This window comes from Microbulbifer sp. ABE4_465 (assembly GCF_056160765.1).
Genome location: NZ_JBSWXV010000009.1, coordinates 103,478 through 128,007, shown reverse-complemented (window position 1 = coordinate 128,007; position 24,530 = coordinate 103,478). Strand labels below are relative to the sequence as shown.

17 protein-coding genes and 1 tRNA gene are annotated in these 24,530 nt (G+C 47.7%); 7 read left to right on the top strand and 11 right to left on the bottom strand.

Going from position 1 to position 24,530, the window contains the following annotated elements; translation table 11 throughout:
* The first annotated feature begins 99 nt into the window (after positions 1 to 99).
* Together ACXAG1_RS14260 and ACXAG1_RS14255 are read left to right on the top strand one after the other, a co-directional pair.
* Positions 100 to 723 carry a hypothetical protein gene (locus tag ACXAG1_RS14260; protein WP_475120063.1) on the top strand — a complete coding sequence of 208 codons (624 nt, stop codon included), beginning with the start codon at positions 100 to 102 and terminating at the stop codon, positions 721 to 723.
* 155 nt (positions 724 to 878) lie between these two features.
* Entirely contained in the window at positions 879 to 1,571 is a 693-nt protein-coding gene (locus ACXAG1_RS14255) for a metallophosphoesterase (protein WP_475120062.1), read from the top strand.
* Positions 1,572 to 1,700: 129 nt separating this feature from the next.
* On the opposite strand, the gene ACXAG1_RS14250 is transcribed toward ACXAG1_RS14255, so the two are convergent.
* Both ACXAG1_RS14250 and ACXAG1_RS14245 read right to left on the bottom strand, forming a co-directional pair.
* Entirely contained in the window at positions 1,701 to 2,051 is a 351-nt protein-coding gene (locus tag ACXAG1_RS14250) for a hypothetical protein (protein WP_475120061.1), read from the bottom strand.
* Positions 2,048 to 2,989 carry an integrase domain-containing protein gene (locus tag ACXAG1_RS14245; RefSeq protein WP_475120060.1) on the bottom strand — a complete coding sequence of 314 codons (942 nt, stop codon included), beginning with the start codon at positions 2,987 to 2,989 and terminating at the stop codon, positions 2,048 to 2,050. The genes ACXAG1_RS14250 and ACXAG1_RS14245 overlap by 4 nt, the downstream gene beginning before the upstream one ends.
* A gap of 754 nt (positions 2,990 to 3,743) precedes the next feature.
* Between ACXAG1_RS14245 and ACXAG1_RS14240 the strand changes: the two genes are divergently transcribed.
* From ACXAG1_RS14240 to dndE, 5 genes are all read left to right on the top strand, one after another.
* Complete coding sequence (locus ACXAG1_RS14240; protein WP_475120059.1) at positions 3,744 to 3,974, top strand: helix-turn-helix transcriptional regulator; 231 nt, start codon at positions 3,744 to 3,746, stop codon at positions 3,972 to 3,974.
* Positions 3,975 to 5,666: 1,692 nt separating this feature from the next.
* Positions 5,667 to 6,767 carry a DNA sulfur modification protein DndB gene (gene dndB / locus ACXAG1_RS14235; protein ID WP_475120086.1) on the top strand — a complete coding sequence of 367 codons (1,101 nt, stop codon included), beginning with the start codon at positions 5,667 to 5,669 and terminating at the stop codon, positions 6,765 to 6,767.
* Entirely contained in the window at positions 6,764 to 8,350 is a 1,587-nt protein-coding gene (dndC, locus tag ACXAG1_RS14230) for a DNA phosphorothioation system sulfurtransferase DndC (RefSeq protein WP_475120058.1), read from the top strand. The genes dndB and dndC overlap by 4 nt, the downstream gene beginning before the upstream one ends.
* A complete protein-coding gene (gene dndD / locus ACXAG1_RS14225; protein WP_475120057.1) occupies positions 8,347 to 10,338 on the top strand; it encodes a DNA sulfur modification protein DndD in 1,992 nt (663 codons plus the stop codon). The genes dndC and dndD overlap by 4 nt, the downstream gene beginning before the upstream one ends.
* A 47-nt stretch (positions 10,339 to 10,385) precedes the next feature.
* On the top strand, positions 10,386 to 10,715 hold the full coding sequence (dndE, locus tag ACXAG1_RS14220) for a DNA sulfur modification protein DndE (protein ID WP_475120056.1): 330 nt from the start codon (positions 10,386 to 10,388) through the stop codon (positions 10,713 to 10,715).
* Here dndE and ACXAG1_RS14215 read toward each other — a convergent pair whose 3' ends face one another.
* The 9 genes from ACXAG1_RS14215 to mutY form a co-directional block, all read right to left on the bottom strand.
* The gene (locus ACXAG1_RS14215; RefSeq protein ID WP_475120055.1) at positions 10,716 to 11,867 is read right to left on the bottom strand and encodes a DGQHR domain-containing protein; all 1,152 of its coding nucleotides are present in this window, start codon (positions 11,865 to 11,867) and stop codon (positions 10,716 to 10,718) included. It abuts the gene before it with no gap.
* Positions 11,864 to 12,433: a hypothetical protein gene (locus tag ACXAG1_RS14210; protein WP_475120054.1), complete on the bottom strand. Its 570-nt coding sequence runs from the start codon at positions 12,431 to 12,433 to the stop codon at positions 11,864 to 11,866. Before ACXAG1_RS14210 ends, ACXAG1_RS14215 begins: the two co-directional genes overlap by 4 nt.
* Positions 12,433 to 17,532 (bottom strand): DNA phosphorothioation-dependent restriction protein DptH, encoded by a 5,100-nt coding sequence (gene dptH / locus ACXAG1_RS14205; RefSeq protein WP_475120053.1) that lies wholly within the window; start codon positions 17,530 to 17,532, stop codon positions 12,433 to 12,435. Before dptH ends, ACXAG1_RS14210 begins: the two co-directional genes overlap by 1 nt.
* Positions 17,513 to 18,859, bottom strand: a complete 1,347-nt coding sequence (gene dptG / locus ACXAG1_RS14200) for a DNA phosphorothioation-dependent restriction protein DptG (protein WP_475120052.1) — start codon at positions 18,857 to 18,859, stop codon at positions 17,513 to 17,515. The genes dptH and dptG overlap by 20 nt, the downstream gene beginning before the upstream one ends.
* Complete coding sequence (gene dptF, locus ACXAG1_RS14195) at positions 18,859 to 20,427, bottom strand: DNA phosphorothioation-dependent restriction protein DptF (RefSeq protein WP_475120051.1); 1,569 nt, start codon at positions 20,425 to 20,427, stop codon at positions 18,859 to 18,861. Before dptF ends, dptG begins: the two co-directional genes overlap by 1 nt.
* An 814-nt stretch (positions 20,428 to 21,241) precedes the next feature.
* Complete coding sequence (locus ACXAG1_RS14190) at positions 21,242 to 22,489, bottom strand: tyrosine-type recombinase/integrase (protein WP_475120050.1); 1,248 nt, start codon at positions 22,487 to 22,489, stop codon at positions 21,242 to 21,244.
* Positions 22,490 to 22,899: 410 nt separating this feature from the next.
* Positions 22,900 to 22,975: transfer RNA gene (locus ACXAG1_RS14185), tRNA-Phe, on the bottom strand.
* Between the two features lie 122 nt (positions 22,976 to 23,097).
* A complete protein-coding gene (locus tag ACXAG1_RS14180; RefSeq protein ID WP_475091084.1) occupies positions 23,098 to 23,379 on the bottom strand; it encodes an oxidative damage protection protein in 282 nt (93 codons plus the stop codon).
* Between the two features lie 8 nt (positions 23,380 to 23,387).
* Positions 23,388 to 24,521, bottom strand: coding sequence for an A/G-specific adenine glycosylase (gene mutY, locus ACXAG1_RS14175; RefSeq protein WP_475120049.1), 1,134 nt, complete (start codon positions 24,519 to 24,521; stop codon positions 23,388 to 23,390).
* Between the last annotated feature and the right edge of the window lie 9 nt (positions 24,522 to 24,530).

The window sequence follows — 24,530 nt, the reverse complement described above, 5'->3', positions numbered from 1 at the left end:
TCAATAATCCGGATTCAATCCAGAATTGGATCTGGCCTCAAAAGAAGAAGTTGGTGGTACGTGAAAATAGCACGATATGACTCATTGATATGGATTCTATTGTCTGCATTGGTATCCGTTCCGGGGCGCGCCCATGAAAATGAAAGCGGTTACTATTTCGACAAAGAACCATTTATCCATCCGAGAATGATAGAAGATCTTTCCACTTGGCTTAGTGATGGCGGAGAGCAGGTTGTATCGATCAATATTCTGGATTCGGTTAATAGCAAACGTTACTTTGGTGACATACAGGTGCGCGGAGATGGGCTTCCTTTTGTTTTTCACGAGGATAAGAAGTCGTGTGAGCAATACTCCTGCTCCAGGGGTGCGCCGTACTTTGGCTACCAATACCTCGGCACCACCACATCCGGGATTCATGCCCTGCTGACCACCGAATTTGGCGGTGGCTCCGGTCGTTTCCGAAGTGTGATGTTGGTCACCACCGTCGTCGAGCACGCATTTGAGCCCTACCACTACCCCCAGAAATCCATGAATCTGGAGCGTGAGCGCTGGGTGATCAAGCGCTTGGGGGTCATTCATCTCGGGGATCGGTATTCTGGCCAAATCACCGTGAAAGGCGATGAACTGCATGTCGGCAAGGATCAAAACCCCAATTCGGTCGGAAATTTTCCGGAAGACACCATGATCAAGCTGGAGGTCTACCCTGAGCACATCCGCGGTTAGCTTGTACCTACCAGTTTATCCCTACAGAGTGTGAGTGATCGGCGCGCGATTTCATGGTATTTGAAAACCACTGTGTGCCCTTTCCCAAGGGAAGCTAGCTCCAGGTGATGGGCCCTAATTTTGAATAGGTAAGCATATGGCGAATGGAGTAGATTTTGGTACCTTCGAATAAAAGCGGCTGCCTATGGAAGCTGTCCCATAATTTTGGCGGGCGCGACTACATTGTTGGCGACGTCCATGGGCACCTAGGGCAACTGAAAAGCCAGCTAGAAAATATCAATTTCGATCCTAGCGTCGACCGTCTATTTTTTCTTGGTGATATTGTTGATCGTGGGCCAGACAGCCTGGCCATGATTGATCTCATTGATCAAAGTACTTACATCAGTATTCTTGGGAATCATGAAGCAATGACGATTGCGGGCTTTGAGGATTCCGCTTGTATTCAAATGCACCATTCGAATGGTGGCGGATGGTTCTATGAGTTACCCACAAGTAAGCAACAGGCGATTGTTGATAAGGTGAGGCGCTGGCCTTGGGCAATTGAGATAGATGTGGCTGATGCCCGGGTGGGGCTTGTTCATGCAGATGTCCCCGATAGCAACTGGGATACGGTAAAAACACTTCTGAGTCAGCTAGATAAGGCCTGGTCAGACGGAGCTTCACTGACCGAACCAAATGTAGAAGTAGTGGCTCGTACTCTTCTATGGCGAAGGTCGCTGGCGTCTCGTTTGTACTTGGAGGTTCTGGAGCTGGGGAATAAAAAGAGAACGTTATCGGAATATAAGCGGGACTTTCTCAATCGAATTGACTGTCTAGAAAATGCGGATCCCTCACTGGTTCATATGTAGTAGTTCAGACTTGATCTGACAGAGCACCTTCTGAAAAAACCGGTAACTGTCAGATCAAGTCTGAACTACTACACATTACCCCAGCCATACATGTCTGAACTAATCCAAATAACGCCTCACAATGGACGGTTACGCATTCTCAATGGCGACTCGAGACGCCGTTTTTTCCGGTGCCGAGAACTCTAGATCTCCACCGATATAGCTCCACTGACCGTAAAATTCAGCAATTTCGCGGGCGATTGTTTTGTATACATAGGCGGTCTGTTCACTGTACGCGTTATCAAGCTCTTCCCAAAGCCATTTCATGTGGTCTAAAGTCCACGCGCTTGGTCGAACATGGTATTTATTGAGTATTTTTTCGGCGATACTTATCATCCTTTTCTTCCGTCTTTCATTTGTGCTGCGCCGCTTCCCTCTGCGATGCCGAATAATGGTCTCAATGTCCCGCCTTACATGCTGTTTACTTGTTCGTTTGCTCATCGCTGTTGCACCCGGTAGCTGCCGATATAGACTGAAACAATCTGCACCCGCCCATGACCGAGCTCATGGCTAATGATTTCGCGAGCCATTCGATCAAGATCTCTATCTGCCAGTGGGTGGCCAAATGCAATGCAATTAACTGGGGTGTGGTGGCCAGTCAGTTCTCGATAACGCCGGGCAGCGTACTCATGCCTCAACCCATGGATACCTAGCCCGTACCTCTCGTTGAGAGCCGGGAGTGCTTCATGTTTAACCATTTTTTTGAAGGCTTCCCGTTTCATGCCTTTTGGTATGAGTGAGAACATTGGTCCGGTCAGTTTTCGACAATACCTAAGCCAGTTGTACGCAGCGTCATTGACAGGTAGTAGTCTCTCGCATTCTCTCCCGCGCCCACCTTTTGTTCCGTAGATGATGTCGATAGTGCCCGTTGCCGAATGCTCCTTGAGGGCGGCAACAACATCTAGGCTAGCAGCTTCCTCGAGCCGGATACCGAAGTGCGCGATCAGGCCAATAACCGCATGCGCCTGCGGACTTAGATGTTCTCTAAGTGCTTCTACTATTGCCTCAGGTTCAAGGTACAGATGTGGGTCCACTCGGACATTGCGACGCTGGCTCCGCGTGGTCTTGGATGGGGAAACGCTTTGCCATTCGCCGTACGTGATTGTTCTCATCAGCGAGTTAATGGCCGAAATTTGCTTCTGGAAAGTTGACGCGGTGTAATCATGCGCGACAGACTGTGCAAACTGTTCCAGGTGCTTCTCTTCGTACCGCCCGATATCATAGATTCGATGCTCTGTGCGCATATACTGCGCAAAATTTTTGAATGCTCGGATGTAGCACTCAGTTGTCCTATCGCCAATTTCACCTTTTCTGACGCGGTTCTTTAGTGCCGATTTGACTGGCGATTGACCCCAGCCATAGTTTCTGCCTGTGCTCATACGCTGCTACCTAATCTGTTATTTCGGGATGTATAGCGGACTCGACATGTGTATCGGCCAATGTGTTTAGCGATTTCGCCGCTGATTAACGGCTGCCGAATTTACATGTGAGAAAAATCGCCATAAAAGATAGGCGAATGAACATGCGGAACTGCCATGTGCTTTGGCAGGTAGCATGATTTTGATATGGAGGTGCGCTACACGGAGGTTGGTCAGACCTGGCATCCCCTGAGGTATGAACCTGATCACTCAGCAGGAGTGACTGGATTGATGCTCAACAACGCCGAGCTAGCAAAACACAGCAACGCTGTGTTTAACAAAATTTAACGTAATTTGATTCGCGTTCTCTCCCAGCCCGGCCTTATGGCAGCGGGGTTAAATGCATCTTACACCTAAGAACGTTTCTGTCTAGAAGAAAAATCAAATTCCTACTACGTGATAAATCCTGAGACGAATCGAGATAAATAATTCTTCTGGATCCGCTGAGAGAAAGTTTCCGGTTCCTGTATTTTGGGTTCGTCTCGCAAGATGAAAGCCGTTGCATCTAAGTTATTGGGCGTATTTTCCCTGCAGGCTGCTTAGTGATCGTGACATTCAGGAGTTGGACCTGCGGGAACGGAAATGGGCTGACACGGCAATGTTCGACAGCAGCGAAGGGTATTTACCCCTCGCTCGAGGCGTTCTCGATGCGCACGGCACTGTCGTTAAATTTTCTGTGTTATGAATGCCTGTGACATAGTATGAGGACATTGTCATGCGAGAGCGAGAATATGATGAGCACCAGCTATTGCGGCGGGCTGAAGTGGCTGCGTTGCTTGGTATCGGTATGTCAACCTGGTCGAGGTGGGTCGCGGAAGGGCGGGCGCCCCAGCCGATTCGACTCTCAAAAAGATGTTCGGTATGGCCAATGCGTGACGTCTTGCAGTTTATCGACGACCGATCAAAAAATGACATGGTGGATAATTCGTGCGATCTACCCGACTGAATTGTTCAGTATCAGTTTACTTCGGATCTTTGCCCGGTGCTGCGTTTCGATGAAGCACTCGGGTATGTGTATCGCATTTTCTAATTGGTAATCGAGCATATTCCTCTTGGGATCGGAATGTGCCAAATATATTGCAATTGGCTACCCTGTTGGCCTAGACCCTTTCTCAGCGGATCCCCGGTATTCCTGCGCGCTGAGCTCAGACATTTCCGTGCTAACCTCCCAGTCCTGAGCGCAGCTCCCGCAAGCCCTCATCGTAGCCTCTGCTCTGGGCCAGCAGGCTGCACGCCTTGCTTAAAAATTCCTGAGTAGCACTTGTATATCCCGGCTGCCCATCGTCTGCCATGTCGCGCAGGTGTTCGGCAAGGTTGCCGTGTTTAAGGGGCGTTTACAGGCAATAGGGCGGGACCAGTCACCGCACATAGACAGGGTGATATCCCCAGCGCTGTACTAAGTATTCATGCACAAGTAATAGCAGCAACTTCTGAGGAGTCCGCGAGGGCGATATTACGTGCGGCAGTCAAAATGCCAGTCCGCAACCGAGCACTGTGAAGGCGTCGGGACGCAGCTAGCGTCCAAACCGCTATATCGGCGTCAGGATGGGAAAAGTCGTCATGCCGAGCTCCAGTCGCGCGCGCATGAAAAAAGATTAGCGAAGACAAATCTTGGCGGATTGGCAAAGAACGCCTTCGGTGTGTGTGGCGTGAATTTGCACGGTCCTCCTTGCTGGTGAGCGGACGCAAGATCTCGGCGATGGAGAGGCGTTTGCTGCCCGTGAGCGACTGGCCAGGTCTTGCCATAGGCCCCGGCCCATGCCGAACTGTATCTGGATAGTGCAAATGAGGTCGGCGAGGATCGGGCTGAGAAATGGTAGGCAGCCGATGACATAGGTGAGCCACGCTCCCACAGTAGGCTGAGACCCGCCGCGGCAAAATGGCTCATCAGTATCAACATGTGTTCCAGCGGGCAAGCCCCGATGCGAATGCGCAATGTGACTCGACCCATGCGCGCAAGTAGGCATTCGAGCTCAGCGGGCACTGCCAATCCCTCGAGATACGCATGCAGCTGCTCCTCGCTGGCATAGTGCCGCGCCATTGCCGGGAGCTCGTCCTCGGAAAGGCCATCGAAGCGCACACGATAGCGGCACCCTGCATCTCGGGAAATGACACTAATGCATGACGCCTGCCTCTCCTCTACTCGCTCTCTTATGGGCACGCGTGCCAAATTTGCCCGCAGGCCAGAGGTGCATGATGTGAGGGAACCGGTAGGGCAGGTGCGGCGAGCATCGGATGCTGTGGCGGCGCTCGCTTATATCGGGATTTGAATAGGGCTGCGTATACATCGGTGATTTGGGCTGGTCAGTAATTCGAACTGAGGCCCTCGGCATAGGGGCTGGAGAACAATTGTGTGGGTACGAAATTGTCGGGGGCATGAGTGCAATCGCACAGGGTATGAAACAAAGATATCTAGGAAATCTTGAAAGCTGCAGCCTTATAACTGGGTCACTGTTAGTCACGTGAGAGGCTTGACGTTTACCGTGATTCTGCAGCCAAGCGCCAAGTTAAGAAATGACCAAGCCGTATTGGTTTGGTTGAAAACTATTCATTTACGGGTAACGCTTGCATTACGCATAAACTACGAACAAAATACGCGCTGTTCGTAATTAATAACAAACAACCCGTAAAGTCTGAAATGGTCTCTAGCTTACTAAGCGAGTATACGCACAAGTTCCCGGCCGTCCGCGGCATGCAAGCAGGCAGGCCATGCTACATCGCGATGTGCCCAATGCGCCTGATACCCAAGTTATTCGTTTTTGACGAAGACGTCGTTCCCCCAGAGCTACGCGCTCAGCGCCGCCTAAACGAAAGCCGGGTACCTGATATCACGCATTATCTGGTCGAAAATCCTGACTCATATACGCTTTCTGCGATAACAGCATCAATTGATGGCTCCGTTATTTTCGAGCCGGTGGCGGACACTGGCCCAGCCATTAACCTGGGTATGCTCTCGATCGGGATGGACACCCAGATTCTTGTAAATGATGGGCAGCATCGTCGTAAAGCCATCGAGCACGCAGTAAAGGAAGCCCACGAATTGGGGCACGATAATATCCCTGTGCTGTTCTTCGTTGATGAAGGCCTCGCCCGAAGTCAACAGATGTTTGCCGACTTGAACAAGCACGCTGTGCGACCTTCAGACTCACTTAGTACACTCTACGACCATCGAGATGGTGGCTCAGCTCTCGCAAGATATGTTTTTGAGAGCGTGTCCTGCTTTAACGCTTTAACTGATCTCGAAAGCAGTAGCCTCTCCAAGCGAAGCAGCAAGCTCTTTACCTTGAGCTCTCTAAAACAAGCGTCAAAGGCTTTCCTAGATAAGCGCGGGAGAGACCCGATATCAGAGCCCGAAATGCAGCTTGCTGCGGAGTACTGGGAAGCGGTCTGTAGTAACATGCGCGACTGGCAAGATGCTCTTGATCGCAAGATTTCAACCTCAGAACTTCGGGAACAATACATCCATGCGCACGGGATTGGATTGGGAGCCTTGGGAGAAGCGGGATCAGACCTCCTAAGGCAATTTCCGAACGATTGGAAAGCAAAACTCTCACGCCTTTCGGAGATCGACTGGGGTCGCTCAAATATCAAACAGTGGCGCGGCAGAGCCATGGATAATCATGGCAAACTCAGTAAAACACGCAGTAGTACCGTGCTAACCGCAAACATCATTCGTCGTGCACTTGGTGTATCACTGGGTGCAGAACAGCAACACATCGAAGACCAGCTGACCTCATGAGCCAGAGAAAAACCCTGTACCCCAGCATGGATAAGATGCTGGAAGAGTCTGAATTTGCCGGCCGCCCGGTGCTCGACCTAATCCGCGAAATACAGAACCTATACCTAGAGAATGATAAACCATGGGTCATCGGCTTCAGTGGCGGAAAAGATAGCACAACAGTTCTATCTCTCATTTACGTGGCTCTTACGCGTCTCCCAGAAACCAAGCGCCACAAACATATCTATGTGATTTCGTCGGACACTCTGGTCGAGACGCCAATGGTCGTCGATATGATCAACGACTCGATTCAGGCCATTAACAGAAATGCGCAGGAAAAGAAGTTGCCCATTTCGGCCCACGTTGTATACCCCGCATGGAACGAAACCTTTTGGGTAAACCTTTTGGGTAAAGGCTATCCAGCACCGACGCAGAACTTCCGTTGGTGTACAGAGCGTATGAAAATCGATCCAGTCAGTGCATTTATCAAAGATAAAATTGCACGCTTTGGTGAAGTAATTGTTGTCCTTGGTGCTCGCAGCCAGGAAAGCTCTTCCCGAGCTCAGGTAATCGCAAAACACAAAATCGAAGGCTCATCTCTGTCGCGTCACTCATCCTTACCAGGCGCCTTTACCTATATGCCTATTGAGGACTGGACCTTTGATGAGGTCTGGATGTACCTACTAGGTGCGCCCGCCCCTTGGGGGGGGGATCATTTTGAACTCTTCGACCTCTACAAAGATTCCAGTGCTGGAGAGTGCCCACTGGTAATTGATACCAATACACCATCCTGTGGTAACTCTCGCTTTGGCTGCTGGACCTGCACGGTCGTCACAAAAGACAGAGCTATTGAAGGGCTTATTGATTCAGGTGAAGATTGGCTGATGAAGCTAAAAAGTTTTCGGAACAAGCTCTTTAAAACTACGCTTCCAGAAAATAAAACCAAATACCGTAACTATAAACGTCGTACCGGACGGATTCAGTATGCTCGAGGAGCGATTGACAATGACAATATCGCCGAAATCAAAACAATTCCGGGGCCTTATCTTCTCGAATATCGAAAAAAATGGCTGAAAGAGCTACTGACCATTGAGAAAAACCTAATAGACCAAGGCCGAAAGATTCAGCTTATTCATCCGGAGGAGTTACATGCCATTCGAAAAGAATGGATGTTCGATCCCAATGAGCCAGACTGGTCGGATGAACTGCCCAAAATCTATCGCAGCGTCTATAAGAATGACTTAGATTGGGTTGAGCATGATAGCGGAGCGTTCTCGCAAGAAGATGCTGATCTTATTGCCACACTTTCGACTGAGAACGGTGTGCCAGCAGAATTAGTCATGAAATTACTAGAGCTTGAACTTTCTATGGATGGCCTTGGCCGTCGAAAGGGGCTATTTAACAAAATCGAGAGCTTGCTGAAAAATGACTGGGGAACTATCGATGACATTAAAGCAGCTAAAGCTACGGCGACTCACAACTCAAAAATTAAAGACCAATTGAAAAATCAGCTGAAAGAAGATAGCGCAGATTTATATCTGAAGTCTGTCTATGGCGAACAACTAAAGGTCCTCGAAAAAGAGTATAAGGCGCTGGCCGAATGATTTTAAAAAGTCTCTACTTACAAGATTTCGGTGTTTTTCAGGGAGGATTTGAGAAAAATCATGTCGACCTGGAACCGCGTGTAAAGTACAACCGTAAACGACCTATCATTCTTTTCGGTGGCTTAAATGGTGCCGGTAAAACAACAACTCTGACTGCGGTACGCCTTGCTCTCTATGGAAAGCAGAGTCTTGGGCGTGCAGTTTCGATACAGGCTTATCACCAATTTTTGGCAAGCACTATACATACGCCCAAAGATAAAGTACTTGGACCTAATACTGCTGGCGTTAAGCTAGACTTCAACTTTGGTCGTCAGGGAGAAATCATCGACTACACCGTTGAACGCATGTGGACGATGCGCGGAAAGAGCGTATTCGAAAATGTTGAGATCTATCAAAATGGCGACCATCTCAAGAATCTCACTGATCAGCAGAAACAAGCGTTTCTTAATGAGCTGATTCCTATCGGCGTTGCTGACCTGTTTTTTTTCGACGGAGAGAAAATTGCAGACCTCGCCGAAGACGATAACAACAGTGCACTTTCAGATGCTATCAATCGTCTTTTAGGCCTCGATATTATCGATCGGCTAAAAGCCGATCTTGGCGTTTACTTGCGTGATCAGAAGCGCGATAGGCTACCTTCTGATATTCGTAAAGAGCTGGAATCACTGGAGAGTAATTACCAGTCACTTTATGCCAAGTATCAGTCTCAACTTTCAGGGATTGAAGATCTGAAAGTTGAATCAACTGAACTTGAGGCCACTAAAGAACGCTTGAACCAAAATATTAACGAGCTGGGTGGTGCTTGGGCGAGCAGCAGACGGGAGGCAGAAGCGAAAGAGCAAAATCTACGGAGCAAACGCGACGATTTACAGGCGCAAATTAAAAGCTTGATTGCAGATGCGGCGCCCCTAGCGTTGGCGAAAAAGCAAATTGCCAGCCTGCTAAAGCAGCTCACGGCCGAACAGAAAACTAAGCGCCAAATGGTCCTCCAGGTTGAGCTACGTAAGCAGCTAACCAAAATCCAGAGTGCACTTATTAAGTCACTTGGCAAAGAACATGAAAAGGCTATTGAAATCTCTATCGGCGAAAGCTTGGCCCCTGAAAAATCCATTGTTACCGAAATTATTCACGATATCTCTGATAGCGAATTCAACCGCTTAAGCCACCTGATTACCAAGGTCGCCCCAGACCAGCAGGCCAAAGTGAAAATCCTTTCGAGTGAGCTTGAAGACGTTGAAGAAGAATTGGCGAATGTCGGCCTCAATATTTCACGCGCCCCAGATGAACGCCGGATATCCAGCTTCGTCTCCGAATTGGGAGAGATTCAAAACGCTCTCGGTCAGCGTAAAGTTGAAATCAAGCAAAAGACTGAGGAGGCTAAAGCCTCGCTCCGTGAGGCCATGGATAGCTTGCGAAAGCTGCGAGATAAGGAAAAGGAATTCAGTAGCGTAACGAGCCTGGATCAAGCAGTCACTTTGGCTGACCGCACCCGTGGGCTACTCGAGAGCTTTGGTAGTAAAAGTCGAACCAGCAGAATCCAAACTCTTGAGCAAGAGTTTATTAAGTCCTTTGCCAAATTAGCACGCAAAGACGATTTGATGATTACCGCTAAAATAGACCCGGAAACGTTCAATGTGTCACTTGTTGACGGCCAAGGTCATGTCATCGATAAGAAGAAGCTATCCGCAGGGGAGAAGCAGATCTACGCCATCGCCATGTTGGAGGCTCTCGGTCGTACCTCCGGTCGAAACCTACCAATCATTATTGATACACCTTTGGGCCGACTAGACTCTCATCATCGAGAAAATTTGGTGAAGAACTATTTCCCAACGGCCAGCCACCAGGTATTGCTTTTGTCGACGGATACAGAGGTAGATGAGGACTTCTACAGGGAGTTATCACCAGAAATTTCCCATGCTTTTGAAGTGGCCTACGATTCACATGCAGGAAGCTCTACATATTACGAGGGCTACTTCTGGCGGTATTAACTCGAACCGTCCGGAAACGATCTGAGAGAACTATAAGGATCCCAAACATGCTGCCGCAGAACATGAAGATTTCAGACAGGGCTTTTTCCTCGCTCCGTCGCCTCCAGAACAATACCGGTTTAACCGTAAACATTGGGGCGCGTTTGGCATTCTTTGCATCTATAGAGCGCGGTTACACCTGGAAAGGCGAAGATATCCAGCTCACACAACGTGAGCTAACTAAATATACCTGGCTAGGAGACTACGGCGATATCGTTGAGATGCTGCTGAAACAGAAGTACCCAGACCTCGAAGCAAAAGATTACTACAAGGCCTGGGCGAGCCATGTGGATGATGGAGCATTAATAATGGAAAGTAAAAAGGCTCCTTTTATCTAATCACACAGGCAAAGTAATATGTTCTAGTAGCTTATTCCGAATGCTAGTCTTCCCAATTCCTGATGCCTGGGCATCCGAAAAGTCCAGGTCTGCAGCTCTCGCAGGAGTAAGCTTCTCTTGAAAGTCTTCCAGCTCTCCGTCAAGTCGTTCTGAAAAATTCTTTAACATTTTATCAAGAACTTCAAAAAATGCTTGAACACCTACGGTTTTATAAATATATGATCCTTCTTCAGCATCTTTCCAAAAGTATTCATCAATGACAGTGAAAAAATTAAGGACGACTTCATATATAACATCGTCATATCCTTGTTTATACAAAAACCTTAACGGGGATTCATCATCAGGCAAAAGACTTCGAGATCTATCTTTTCGACTATAGCGCATCATTAAAGAGCGGTCTTTCTTTGGTTTTCGCGATATTAATCGAAGCAGGCCGTCAACTACGGTGGCCATAGATATCTTCATCCTGTCGTGACTGGTGGATGCGCCTACAACTCCTAAAACAATCGCGCCCTTAAAGGGAGTATCCTCTATATTCAAACGACGAGCGAGTGATACCGCTAATGTTTCCGGAACCCACTTGTCGGGCTCCGAAGCATCAATGTCAAAACCAAACAGGTTGTAAGCAAGGCTGCGGTCGACTTTCTTCTGGTTGAAATTAATAGTTGAGAACAAGTAAGCATGGTAGGGGATGGGAAGGTCTACGTAGACAGAGCAAAGGAGCTCAAAACGCTTCCGCTCATCAAAATCAACGTTTCGGAAGCTTCTGAGTCGATGCTGACCATCGATTATGGAAGCTAGCTTTACCTTGCTCGGAATTATAAGTTTATAAGCACCGTTTTCTAACGCTTCTATCCTCCATGCAGCGCTCGACTCAATATATTCTCCAGCTTCTGAATAGTTTGCTCCCAATATAATTGAGTTTGGGAACGCAGCTTCTTTACTACGTATATATTCAGATATTTCGATCTGCCTTTTTTCGTCTTCCTTTCTCTGTGTTCCAGTAATCCCAAAACCATCTTGGTTGGTCTCAGCTTTGTCCGAATAACAAACTTCAAGCAGTTTATCTGCTGATATACTGATTACAAAAAAGGTTCCCAGCGGCTGTTCCACTCGAAGTGCAGATCCTTCGTAAAATGGGATCTCACTCATGATTCTCCACCATTGCTATGCTGGCTTGATTTTAGATCTCTCAAGCTCACTGGCTTAGAATTTGAGGATTGAGAATGCATAGGATCGCCTATTGTAGATTGCTCAACTGTTTCCCGAGATATAGGTATGCCAAATTTTTGAGGCTCCAACAATATCCACCACAGAAGCCAGACTAAAGCTGCGGCCACACTCATCCAGAACCAAGCCCAAAAGCCGCATTTTAATACTACGGCAATTACTGCAAATGACGTGATAAAGACAACTAGGCCTACAACGAGGACCGTGAAATCCTTCTCAATATCGTTCCATTCATCTAAAAAATTCTCACCTCTAGATGAGGTGAAAAAATCAGCAACTACTGCTGCAAGAAGCGCAAATACATAAGTCATTGCCGAATTTAAATTGGGTTCACCTTTGTCAAGAAGTGGATACCAGAATCCAACGCCACCCGCTAAGAGGATAACCGATAGAAAGTATATAAAGGGTGCGGGCTTTTTAAAGCCTCTAGTTATTAAATCCCATAAAGTGCCGGAAAAAATTTTCCACTCATTCTTTTGCTGATTCATTACAATTCCCAAAAAGCCAAATCTCTAATCTTGGCCACTTTCTTCCTTCCATCTATATATAAGCTGTGATGCTTTTCCAACTTGCGAATTTGTCCCATGAAATATTCTTCATCCTGCTTTGTCTGGGTGTTAAAAATTGCTTTGACCTCTTGCGGCTTAATGTTCGACACCTGGTGAATGACCCACGATAAAATCAATGACGAATAGTCGTTGTCGCTAGTTTTAAAGTGCGTAAGCTCCTGTGTTGATAGAATCGTACCAACACCAAATTCCCGGCCTTCTTTTAATATCTTTTTCAGACTTTCGAAGTCCTGCGACATAAAGTTATCAGCTTCATCAACCAGAATCATTTTGGAGATTTGGCGGAAGTTTCCATCAAGTTTTGAGCTACCCTGCTGATGCATCTGGGTGTAAAACAAATCAAGAGTTAAAGCGACTACAAGATTTTGGATGCTGGGGTCGTACCCCGACAGGTTGATTACCGTGACTCCGTCGACAAGATCATATAACGATTTGGTCTTAGTACTGTCTGGTTCGAATATTTCGAAGCTGATCAAATCATCTAACGCAGCATAGAGTGAATCTTGCTCAACTTTATCCTGAGCCTGAAACTCGGCCCATACGTCAGCAATTGTTGGTGGCAGTTTGCTCCAAGTGCTACTATCTTGAGGGCGGATACCTGCAACTTGGTAAGCGTCCATAACCAAAGTTCGAACTTTATTTTGCTGCTTAGCCCCTAAACCAAATGCCTTAGAGATAGTTGTCTTAAAGAGGTTCGCTGTATGCATTGGCTGCATCGGCCTGCGACCAAATATGGCCAATGGATTAAATGGTAGCTTGTATAGGTCGTATACCTTGGCACAAGTGGCGTCGACAAAGTCGTCTTTCACATAGTCGGCTTTATAATCAAATATCAAAATTCCTATTGGCTTACCGTCAACGTTATTATGTTGGTTACGAACAAATTGCGTGATCACAGACTTAGTGAACTGGGTTTTGCCTGTCCCCATAGTTCCAATAATGCCGGTATTCGTGTTGAAGAGTTTTTCAGTATTCGTTGGCTCCCACAGCACTGGCTGATTCGTTGAGATATCAGTACCAAATTGAATATTCAGCGGGCATGCCTGGTGTTGAGTTTCAGGAGTTTCGGTCTCTTCCGAAGGATCAGCTTGAGGCGTCATTACTGCAGAGGAGGGGCTTTCTTCCTCTAGTTCTTCGTTGGCAAGAGATGTTGTTGTCAGAGCGCGACATACATCTTTCTGGAGGTTGCCGAGCATATACATTTCGGGCACCGCTAAATGACTACGCTGCCGAATTTCGTCTTTTAGGATCTTGTATGGGGTATGCACTAAATGGTTAAGCTTTGACATGGGGACTTCGATCTCGAGAACCCCATCATTTTCTTCATAGCGCTCAGCGATACAAGAATCCGTGTTCAGGTGTGCAACCACGATGCCGGTAGGGTAATTCGGAATATCCGCTATCTGATAATTACCTTCCAGCCATTGCTCCCGCTCGTTAAGTAACAAGTCGAAGTGACTTTCTTCAAACACGTCGTAGAGTTTGTACTTATCAACCTGTAGTAAAACCTGTCGAATAAACAAACCCCGATAGAGATTGCCTGCCAGGTTCTCCTGTCCCAACAGTGATTCCATATACGTCTTCAGTTCTTTTGCCTGAGTTCGAGCCTTGCGGTAATCTGGACGACTACCTGCTTTGGCTTCTACAGGCAATAAATACAGGTATCCGTCCTTAAACCCGGCAAACAAGATGTCGTCTGAGATCGCTCCCTGTTTTATACCAAGGTTATAACGTGAAAAATCAGAGTCAGACATAGCCAGCCCGACGTTACCGGCAACTCGGATCATCTCTGCAACCGAAAGAGGGACCCAGCAGATATCTGACTGCGATAGCATGCCGGAAACCACTTTGTAAGAAGCGATCACACCTGCTTTCCCAAGCTTCTCATTGCCATTGTCATTTACCATCTGCAACAGCCATTCCCCATTGAAAGCATTGAACTCTCTAATGAGACTTTCACCAGATGCACCTAGGACATTTCGGTAAAGTTGGGCCTGTCTAGTAACGGTAATTGCATCATATCCCGCAGAGCTCGTGTACTGATCAGAGTAATGAATCAGGATCACATCACCTGTATTATCGAAGAAGTCCAATGTTACTTTGGGGTCAATAATCGTCACCCAGACAGAGCTTTCGTATGACTTTTCAAGCTGTCTACGCACTCCATCACTCACAGCCAAGCTGATTCCCGAGTGATCGTGATATTGGTCGCTACTAAGACGCGAAGGTTTCCACATCGCACCCACTAAACGAGCAATCCTTAAATGTGGCTTATCTGAGCGATTAACGCTTTTAAGACCAAACGCGGTAAAATATGCGTCATTTTCACTGCGTGAAGACTCTCCATTAAGCAACCCTCCACATGCAATGCCGGAAAGATGCTCATCGATATTGTTATCTCGTACATCGACTACTTGATTGTTCTTAAAAAATGTTAAATGCGCGTAGTTCTGTTTTGAAACTTTAACATTTAGAAACTTGCTGAAGGTCAAACGAGTACGCAAAACATCCACTATTGTATCCGTATTGCGTTTGGCCGAACCTTTATCTAATCGATAACGGTCTTTTATGTCATCGTAGGTGGCCATTTCCGCAAATACATCAAACTCTGTTTCAACCTCTTCATCATCATAGAGATTTACATGTATGTGCCGGCCGTCTTCCAAATACTCTATGTAGTAGGCAAGAAGTCCTCTGAAAAGCTCTCTGTTTTCGTAATTATTTACAGAGTTGATCAAGATTGGTGCTGCAGAAACCGTATCAAATAATTTGGTAAAGGTTTCGGTGAATTCTTCAACCTTGTTTTTAACAAGCTTTGTTACATACTCGAAACTAGTATCCTCGCGTGGAACTATCTCAAGCCAAAACGCATTTTCTTCAACCGCTTGTGTGTAACTGTACTTCTGCGTTTCGTCGTACAAATGCGGCAAAAGCCCTCGTGCATTTAGACGTTTTAAAGTAACGTCTGGTAAACTTCTAAAACTAAGTTCGTCACCGTCGGCCTTAATTCGATCGATCAGATAAAGGTAGTAAGAAAGAATCAACGGATGGAATGGTGTTAGGTAGCTTTTGACGTGGCCATCTTGCGTATCACGCAATACTGCCGTGCCAAGTTTCATCACAAACTTAGCCCCGGAGTCCAGAGTTTTGCCGGTCGGAACCGATTCTAAGTAGTTTAGGTATGCTTCAATATAGTCTTTTGTGAGCCCTATAAGTGTTGGTCCCCATCCTTCGAGAGACGGAAGAGAGCGACGATTATTGGATTTAAAGTACCTTAAAAAGGCTAGGTATTTCTCACACAGGTCCATTAACCCATATGCCGTTAACCCTTTGGCAGGGAGCCCCTTTTCTTTGTTCGCATCCCAGAACGCGTATTCACCGTCAATAAATGACCACTCAGACTCCAGTAGCTGTTTGCGCAAAAAAACCTGTTTTATCTCCTGATTATCGATTACTACTGTTTCTTTTGACGCTTTATAGATGCCATAGTAGTTGTCGTTGAACATATGCCGTATACGGCTAGAATCCATAATTAATGGAAGCGTCAGAGATTCCTTCGCGGACTCTCCTTCAATCTGCACAGGCAATTCCGTAGTGCCACTCTTTAGAATAAACCGTACTTCGTCCGATTCATCGTAGATTTGCTGATAATCAAGTACTCCTACTTGATGGATGTCTATCACTTTCCCGTTATCTTGGAGTGTGAAATATTCATCAGAATCTGGATTTAAGATCAATGTCTGAACTTCAGATTGAATAATCAACGAAGACTTACCCGAAGACTTAATCAAGAACTGATTGATTATTTCGTCAAAATAGAAACTTCCTTCAGGCAACACCAGAAACTGGAACTTATACTGCTCGCTAGTCAATTCACGCTTAAGCCGAACCGAGAAAAATAACGGTTCATCTTTAATTTCTCCTGTGATGTATAATGCCGTATTTTCTCGCCTGGGCTTATGTTCGACCTCTAACAAGTTTGCGACTCTTCTTGGCTGAATCTCAAACTCGCTCTTTTCAGTTCTAGAGCCTGAAAAAGTTAGTTTGACTTGAAAATTGAAAGCCGAATCAGGAACCTGAAGAAGTACACTTCGGTCTCTCTGACCTGCCGGAGTTTCCCTCTTACTCCGATACTGGAGATTCCCCTCGCGCGCTTGAATGTCAAGAAACTCTAATGCCTGCTTCTTCTGTCGTTGTATTTCAGATATATACTCATCGTATGTTCGCTCTTTCCAGTTCTCGCTGTCGATGAAGTTGTCTTTGACGAATTTACTTCCGAATTGGTTCAACCGCTCTTCCAGCTCTGCTGCGTGGTGCTCTACTTGAAACGCAATTTCAGAACGGAGCTTTCGGTTATCCTCTAGACGGCGCTCAACCTGCCGAGCATTAGGCTCCGCCCCTGTACCAGACCAGGTCTCGGTAAGATATGGATCATTAAACAAACCCAGTTCGTCATAACGCAAATCACCATCGGAGAGTGACTTATAAAGGCTACGAAAACCGAATATGCTAGACCCTTCTGATGCAACGATCTTACTTTGGAGATCGAGAAGGCATTTCGACGTCACACGATTGTTCATGCTGTTATCAATGAGGCCTTCAAGTAGATCTTTTATTTTGTCGACTGACCAGATAGCGCCTGGCTGAGCAAGATCAAAGGTGCTATTGGTAATAGTGTCAAGACTACTATTATGTATCATGAGCAAGGCATTATTCTGCTCAACTACATTGTCACGAAGCTTCGCCAGATAGTTATCTGTGTAACACCCTTGTTCAACCGTTCTCTCTTCAGCATGCCCTGAAATAATAAGTTTCACACTATCGATATCGAGGTAACTTAATGGTTGCTCTTCATCATTTATAATTCCGTCGGAGCTAGATTGTAGTTCGGCCAATAACTTAATGGTGTTATCGGGGTCCGCTGATCGGAATTGAAAGCGAGCACCTGGCTTAATTCTTGCTGCCAGCCAATCTTTTAGGTGCTCTACCAGAAAGGCTTCAAATTGTCTTTCTGACATATACTGCATCTCCGCTGTCACTCATCCGATCGAGATTTCCAACTCGTTCGTAAAACTCAATTAATGCCTGTTGAGATTGTTGATCAAACCAGACCCCGCGGCGCTTAAACTCTCCCAGCAATAGCTGGTATTGCATCTTTTCGTTGTCGCCAATAGCCAGATTCGTCAGTAACAAAAGGTAATCTTGATTCATAATCAGAATTCGGCCTCCACGTTTACGATTCTGTATAAAGTGCCGCGCAACCTCATTTTCAAACGACCCGACTACTTTACGATTCACAGTCAATTGGCTCGAACGCGCTTGCTCGAAGATATTCATGGCTGTACGAACAATGGCTTTGAATACATCTTCAGCAGTATCCAATAGACCAGTCCATGGTTCTATCTGACGCTTTTCCCTATACCGATGTAGAAAACCGCGAAGGTCAGCTACAACTTTCTGCTGCTCAATTTCTGGTAAATTGGAGACATATTGGTAATGCATCCATAACGGATAGTGACAAGATGTTTTCGAGTCGGATTGATTTAGATACTCTAATGCAGACAATACAGGAAAGAGACTCTGCACTTGGTCCAGCAACTCTGGCAATGCCTCCCGTACATGAGTACGTTCGACACTGGCCCTTTCCGTATCAAGAATGAAGAATAACGGTTTGCTGCACGGTGTCTCTCGCCAGCCTCGGATATTCTTAGCTAGTTGCGCGCTGTAGAGAAAGTTGTACAAACTAATAAAGGCTTTGCAATTCTGCATCATATAGCTCGGATGCTGGCTCAGGTGTGTCATATCCTCAGCAAATACCTCCGCAAGGAACGGGAGATAATTAATAGAGCCAACAGAAATTTCAATATCGGTGACGAAGCTTTCGAGCTCGTTGATAAGCTCTGACTCCAGGAAGTTCACATCTAGAGACTTGGGTGGTGCTGAATGCCCGTTAGTCAAAAGCATATTGCCAAGAACGTTCGCTACATGCTTGGTGTTGCTACTTCCGGCGCCCGCAACTTTAAACAGTAAGAATTCTGGAGAAACTTGGTACAACCCTTTTGCGTCATCATCAAAATACATCTGAGCGAGCAAAGCTTCAAACCCTTCATCCGCTATTTTTGACTTTAGTCGTGCGGAACTTGATTCGATATACTTTTCTAGGGTGCTTCCTTTTTTCAGAGTTTTTCGCCAAGCGATAGAAAGAAGCTGTCCCGCAATAGACATGATATCGAGGTCAGAAATGGCCTCGCCACGCTGCTGTCTGAATGTTAGAAAATGATTAACGAAATTCCGGTCTTTTATTTCTATCGCTGGAATTGCCTGAAGATTATCTTTGATGTTCATTAAATTTCCGCCACTACAAATTCATCGTCTTCGAGAAGCAGTGCCCAGACATCATTTTTTCTATGGAAATATAAGGCCTCACTCTTTGAGGCCACCCGGGTAACTTCTTCGACAACCTCTTCCAGAATGACTACCGTATTTTTATCGTGCCTGTTAGGCCTGTAGCCGGCCATAATACGTTCTGTCAGTTCTAGAAATGAGACAGTGATAGGGAATGGTGTTATAGCGTGATCTTCAACTTTTAAAGCCGCATTAAAGCAATGTACCTGCCCAGAGTTTGCTTCCTGAATTGATTTTGTGTCTAGTCTTAAACGAATTTTTGCCGAAATGGTTACCCCATTCCGTTCGGCTAGATAGAGGCCATTGCCATCTAGTTTTGGGGCTAGCCGATTTGAGAATTTAATGAGGCTCGCGATCAGAGTTTTTTCATAAAACTCTCTTAATTTTTTTCGATCAGATGGTGAATTATGTAACTGCCATATATTAATGTAGTGTTCAAACAGGCTGCTCTCAAAGTCCGATGAGAACTTATGGTGATAATTGTTGCCAATATCAATTCCCTGAAGAACGTAGAATGCTCGTATCCAACTCATTGGCGATATTTCTATTGCGCCATAACGGTTCTGATACGCGGTTTTGAAATCTTCAAAATTCTTATCTTCAATGTCGAGCGAGCGTTGTACAACAAATTCGTCTATTTTTTGGGATCGAAGCAAGCATGGATCAAAATTTGACAAGCTCTCGGATAACCCCCCAGTGGTTGAGGAAAATAGGTTGTCAAACAATGTGGACTTGCCAGCAATTAGGTTATGGATGAAATCTAGGATTGCGCGCGCAGAAAAAAATTGATCATACTTCAAGCGCACATGGAGCAATGTTTTTGTTATAAGCTTTTGAACGCTCTCTTCCTGAAGTATTCGGTAGTTTTGAAATTCGAGCCTATGATGATTTTTTTTGTCAATTTGATAGGCAGCATACAGAGGATTTGCGTTGTCTTTAGCTGTTACCTTGGCCAGAAGTTTAGATATAAACTCTGATCCTACTTGACCTTCCTTCAAACTGAACTTTGGATAGTCCTCAAAACTAAGAAAGCGATAATTTCCAATATTACGCTCACCTTTAATGAAGCGACCAATAGCCTCTTTTATTGCAGTGTGACGCTCTGCCCCTGTGTTCTGGAAATTGAACATCATCCCAATGTTTATGCCCACAACAAGCGGTCGATCAGATTTCTGATGGTCATCAAAGAGCTGATTAAGCGCCTCCACAGCATTTTGATCAGGTTTAAAACTATGTGTAGCATCGAGATGAAAGCGATACTTATTTGAATAGTTATCGTAGTGGCGCCGTAAAATTTCAGACTTTCCATCACCACTTGAGCCGCACAGAAAAAGAATAGTATCGGAAGGAGGTGAGGAATCTAGCAGTTCAAAAAATCGCTTTTCAATCTCGGTTTCCACATATAGATAAGAGCGAAGCAGTTCAATTTCATCTGATGATTTTTTGAGCGTCGATACTGCTTGTGCAGAGGATCTAGCCAAGGTTCCTAAAAGATCTTGAAAATTCATATACTGTCCATGATGCTAGCCATATAGCTTTATGCGTTATGTTTAGACATTTGTTATTTTTCTTTCTAAGAGCCCGCCAATTTCACAGCCAGGACATATATTGGCCTCATTGCTCTTGGATGTTAATCACACCATTTGCCCTGAAAGCAATTACGGCGACAGTGGCTGTTAGTGTATCAACACTCTCCCGCTATGTTTAATACATATTAAGCGTGGAAAAACAGGCAAGAGATCGTTTTTTGTCCAATTTGGGGGCAGAAATGATATTTATAGGGGCGTTTAAATACTTAGATTGCTCAACGTGTACGCCGCTGCACTTGTGCCAGGATGGAAATAGTCGATAAGCCGATCGCTCGCGCCAGAGGGGCGGCGACCACCAAGCTTGGAGGTACGGCTAAGAATTCTCCGTGTTTTTTCTCGGCGGGTATTTGTAGGCCCTATCCTCTTGGATGATGGGGCCAATGGCCTTGGCGACTGAGGTCGTGATTGCTGGATCGAAGCCCACAACTTCCGGGGGACCACGGTCACGACTGAACAGCATCAGGATAGACATCGAGGACGTCGGCGAGTAGCGGGGCTAGCAATGGTGGGGTACTGACGACATAGTTCGGATGGGCTCCCGTAAACAATCTATTAAAGTAGGCTGCAGTGTCGAACTGAGGTCGCCGAGTTGCTTGGAGTCGGAGAATCGACCTGGTTGAGATGTGCGGCAGGCGACCGAGTACCACAAGCAATTCGTCTTTCGCTAGCGGTACTTTTGTGTAATTAAGGTCATCTACGGTAGATCAGGCTGATTTAAGCGGCCCCTGCAGCTTTAGCTGCTTTCAATCGAAATGTTTTTCAGCTGGTCTAGATAGTCTGCCCAGTGCTGCATCAAGGCGCGGCGCTCGGGTAGAAATGTTGTGCGGTTGTAAGCTCGACCGAGCGAATCACGCACGCGATGCGCCAGTTGCGCTTCGATGATCTCTACTCTTTCGCGCAGTGCTTCATCGAGTAGCGTGCGTGCACTTGCTCGAAATCCATGTGCGCTGTGTTTTGGCCTTTCGGTGCGGCTGTGTTGGCTATTAATCCGCTCTTTGTAACCGAGTTTTTCTAGGGCACGATTTAGCGATTCTGGATTCGCGTGATGTCGGTGGTCGCGTTGACTGCGAAACACGTACGGTAGGTGACCAGTATAAGGATGGATTGTCTTAAGCAGTTCGATTGCCTGTCGTGAAAGGGGAACTAGGTGATCTATTTTATTGCCTTTTCCTTCCTTTTTATCTTGCCAAGGAATAGTCCAAAGAGATTCCTCCCAATTGATATTTTCCCAACGCATTTTGGTCAGCTCGACTGGGCGCTGAAAGACCAGTGGTGCGACCTGCAGCATGGTGCGGATGACCATAGACCCCTGGTAATTGTCGATGACGACAAGCAGGCGCCCGAATTCGGCCGGCTCCACAATTGCTGCATGATGCTCGACCTGTTTCGGTGGCAGCACGCCCTGAAGTACCGCAGCCGGATTGTGGCGAGCGAGTCCGGATTGAACAGCAAACCTCAGTATCTGATTTAACACTTGGCGTGCGTTATGTGCTGACTCCAATGCACCACGGCCTGCAATCTCCTGTAGGAGCTGTGCGAGCTCAAAAGTCTCAATCTCGGTTACCGGGCGTGATCGCAAACGCGGAATCAGGTCATTATCCAGTAGTGCCCGCCGCTTTTTCCGCGTCGACGGTGCCCAGGTTGGTTCACGGAGTTCGTACCAGTGCTCGGCCACCTGGTCGAATCGATTATTCTGGACTTGGAATTTCTCCCGATCTTTTTGTTCACGCCAGATGCGGGGGTCGATTCCATCTGCCAATAGCTCCCGGTAATGCTCGCGAACTGCGCGGGCCTTTTTGAGGGAGACAGCGGGGTAGGTACCAAGGCCGATGTCGCACCTTTGCCCCTGCCAGACATAGCGGAAGAGCCAGCGCTTGGTGCTACTGGGAAGTACTTCTATCAGCAGGCCCTGCCCATCGCTCTTTCTGTACTTTTTATGTTCTGGTTTCAGAGATTTCAATTTGGGATCTGTCAAATACATGACGCTTGCCTCTCCTGTGCTCGATTTGCCTGCCGGGGAATTGCTGCCTTGCGACAATGGGTGCCAAGGGTGCCCATCACGGAGAGGTACATGCTGGCAGGGAGCCAGCAGTGCAGGTGTGGCGAGCACCGGGGGTAGAGGGGGCGCTCGCCTACGGCGTAATCGGAGGATGGAGACTTGAATTGGAGCGATTGGGGCGGGGTAACAATTCGCGCTAACCCCCGCCGTATAAGGGCTGGAGGGCGATTGTGTGGGTACGAAATTGCAGAAAGGCGCTGTAACCACACCTGTAACCACAGATTGTGGGTATACAGGGAGTGGATGCGAGTCGTTCCGAGAAAACAAAAAAGCCAGTAGACCTTGCGGTTACTGGCTTTTGAGCACATCGGAGAAAATCCGATAAAAGTAGATGGTGCCCAGAGGCGGAATCGAACCACCGACACGGGGATTTTCAATCCCCTGCTCTACCGACTGAGCTATCTGGGCATTGCTGATTCGGGGTTGTCCCCGGCAGCGAGGCGCGTATTAAACCTGCTCTCTCGGGGGGAGTCAACCCTTTGATTGATAAATAGTTTTTGCGATTGATCAGGGGGTTGGCGAGCGGTCGCTTACTTGTCGCCGTCTTGCTCGGGGACGAAGCCTTCGGCGTCGTCGTAGTCTTCGCCGCTGAAAAATTTGCTCATCTGGTCGGCTAAATAGGCGCGGGAGGAGGGTTCCATCATGTTGAGACGCTTTTCGTTGATCAGCATGGTCTGGTGGGCCATCCACTCCTGCCAGGCCTTGGCGGAGACGTTGTCGAAGATGTCCTGCCCTTTGGGGCCCGGGAACGGCGGGTTGGGGAGGCCTTCGAGTTCTTCCTGGTATTTGCGGCAGAAGACGGTGCGGGACATGGTTTCTCCTAACAGGGTGCCAATAGTGGGGCCCGCAGTGCCAGCAGCTGTTTGACCAGCCTGGTGATGGGTGCGGGCAGGCCCAGATCCTGGCCGGATCTAGGGCGGTCGAGCTGGCGCAGTTTATACCAGCCGCTGGCCCCTTCCGCCACCTGGCAGGGCCTGCTGGGCAGACTTATCCACACCGGGTGGATATCCAGATGGAAGTGACTGAAGGTGTGGCGCATGGGCGGCAGAGCCTGAATCTCGCTGGCGTCCAGATCCTGCGCTGCCAGCCATTCCTGGGCGCTGGCCTCGCCGCCGTCGTCGCCCTCCAGCTGTGGCGGTATCCACAGGCCACCCCAGATACCACTGGCGGGGCGCTGTTCGAGATACAGCTCGCCGTCGTGCTCGATCAGCAACAGGGTAGTCTGGCGCTCGGGCTTCTCCTTTTTCGGTTTCTTGCCGGGGTAGTCCGTGGGGTTGCCCTGGGCGCGGGCGATACAGTGACTCCCGAACGGGCAGCGCTCGCAGGCGGGTTTGGCGCGGGTGCACAGGGTGGCGCCGAGATCCATCATCGCCTGGGTATAGTCGCCGGTACGCTCCGCGGGGGTGTAGCGCTCGGCGATTTCCCACATCTGCTTTGCCACGGCGGTCTGCCCCGGCCAACCTTCAACGGCGTGGATACGGGCCAACACCCGCTTGACGTTGCCATCGAGAATCGCCGCTTTCAGACCCATGCTGATACTGGCAATGGCGCCGGCGGTGGAGCGGCCGATACCTGGCAGCTCGCTTAGTGCCTCGACATCCCTTGGGAATTCTCCGTCATGATCGTTCACCACGGTCTGCGCACATTTGTGCAGATTGCGCGCGCGGGCGTAGTAGCCGAGGCCACTCCAGTGGGCGAGAACCTGATCTTGGCTGGCGGCGGCGAGGGCCTGCACTGTAGGAAAAGATTCCATAAAGCGCTGGTAGTAAGGGATAACCGCCGCGACCTGGGTCTGCTGCAGCATGATTTCCGATACCCACACCCGGTAGGGGTTGATGTCCTGCTGCCAGGGCAGGTCGTGACGGCCGTGTTGGTCGAACCACTTCAGCAATGAGGACTGGAATCGGCCCGGGGTCTTGGGCTTGATGGCTGACTTTTCGATGGGATTGGGCATGAACGTAAA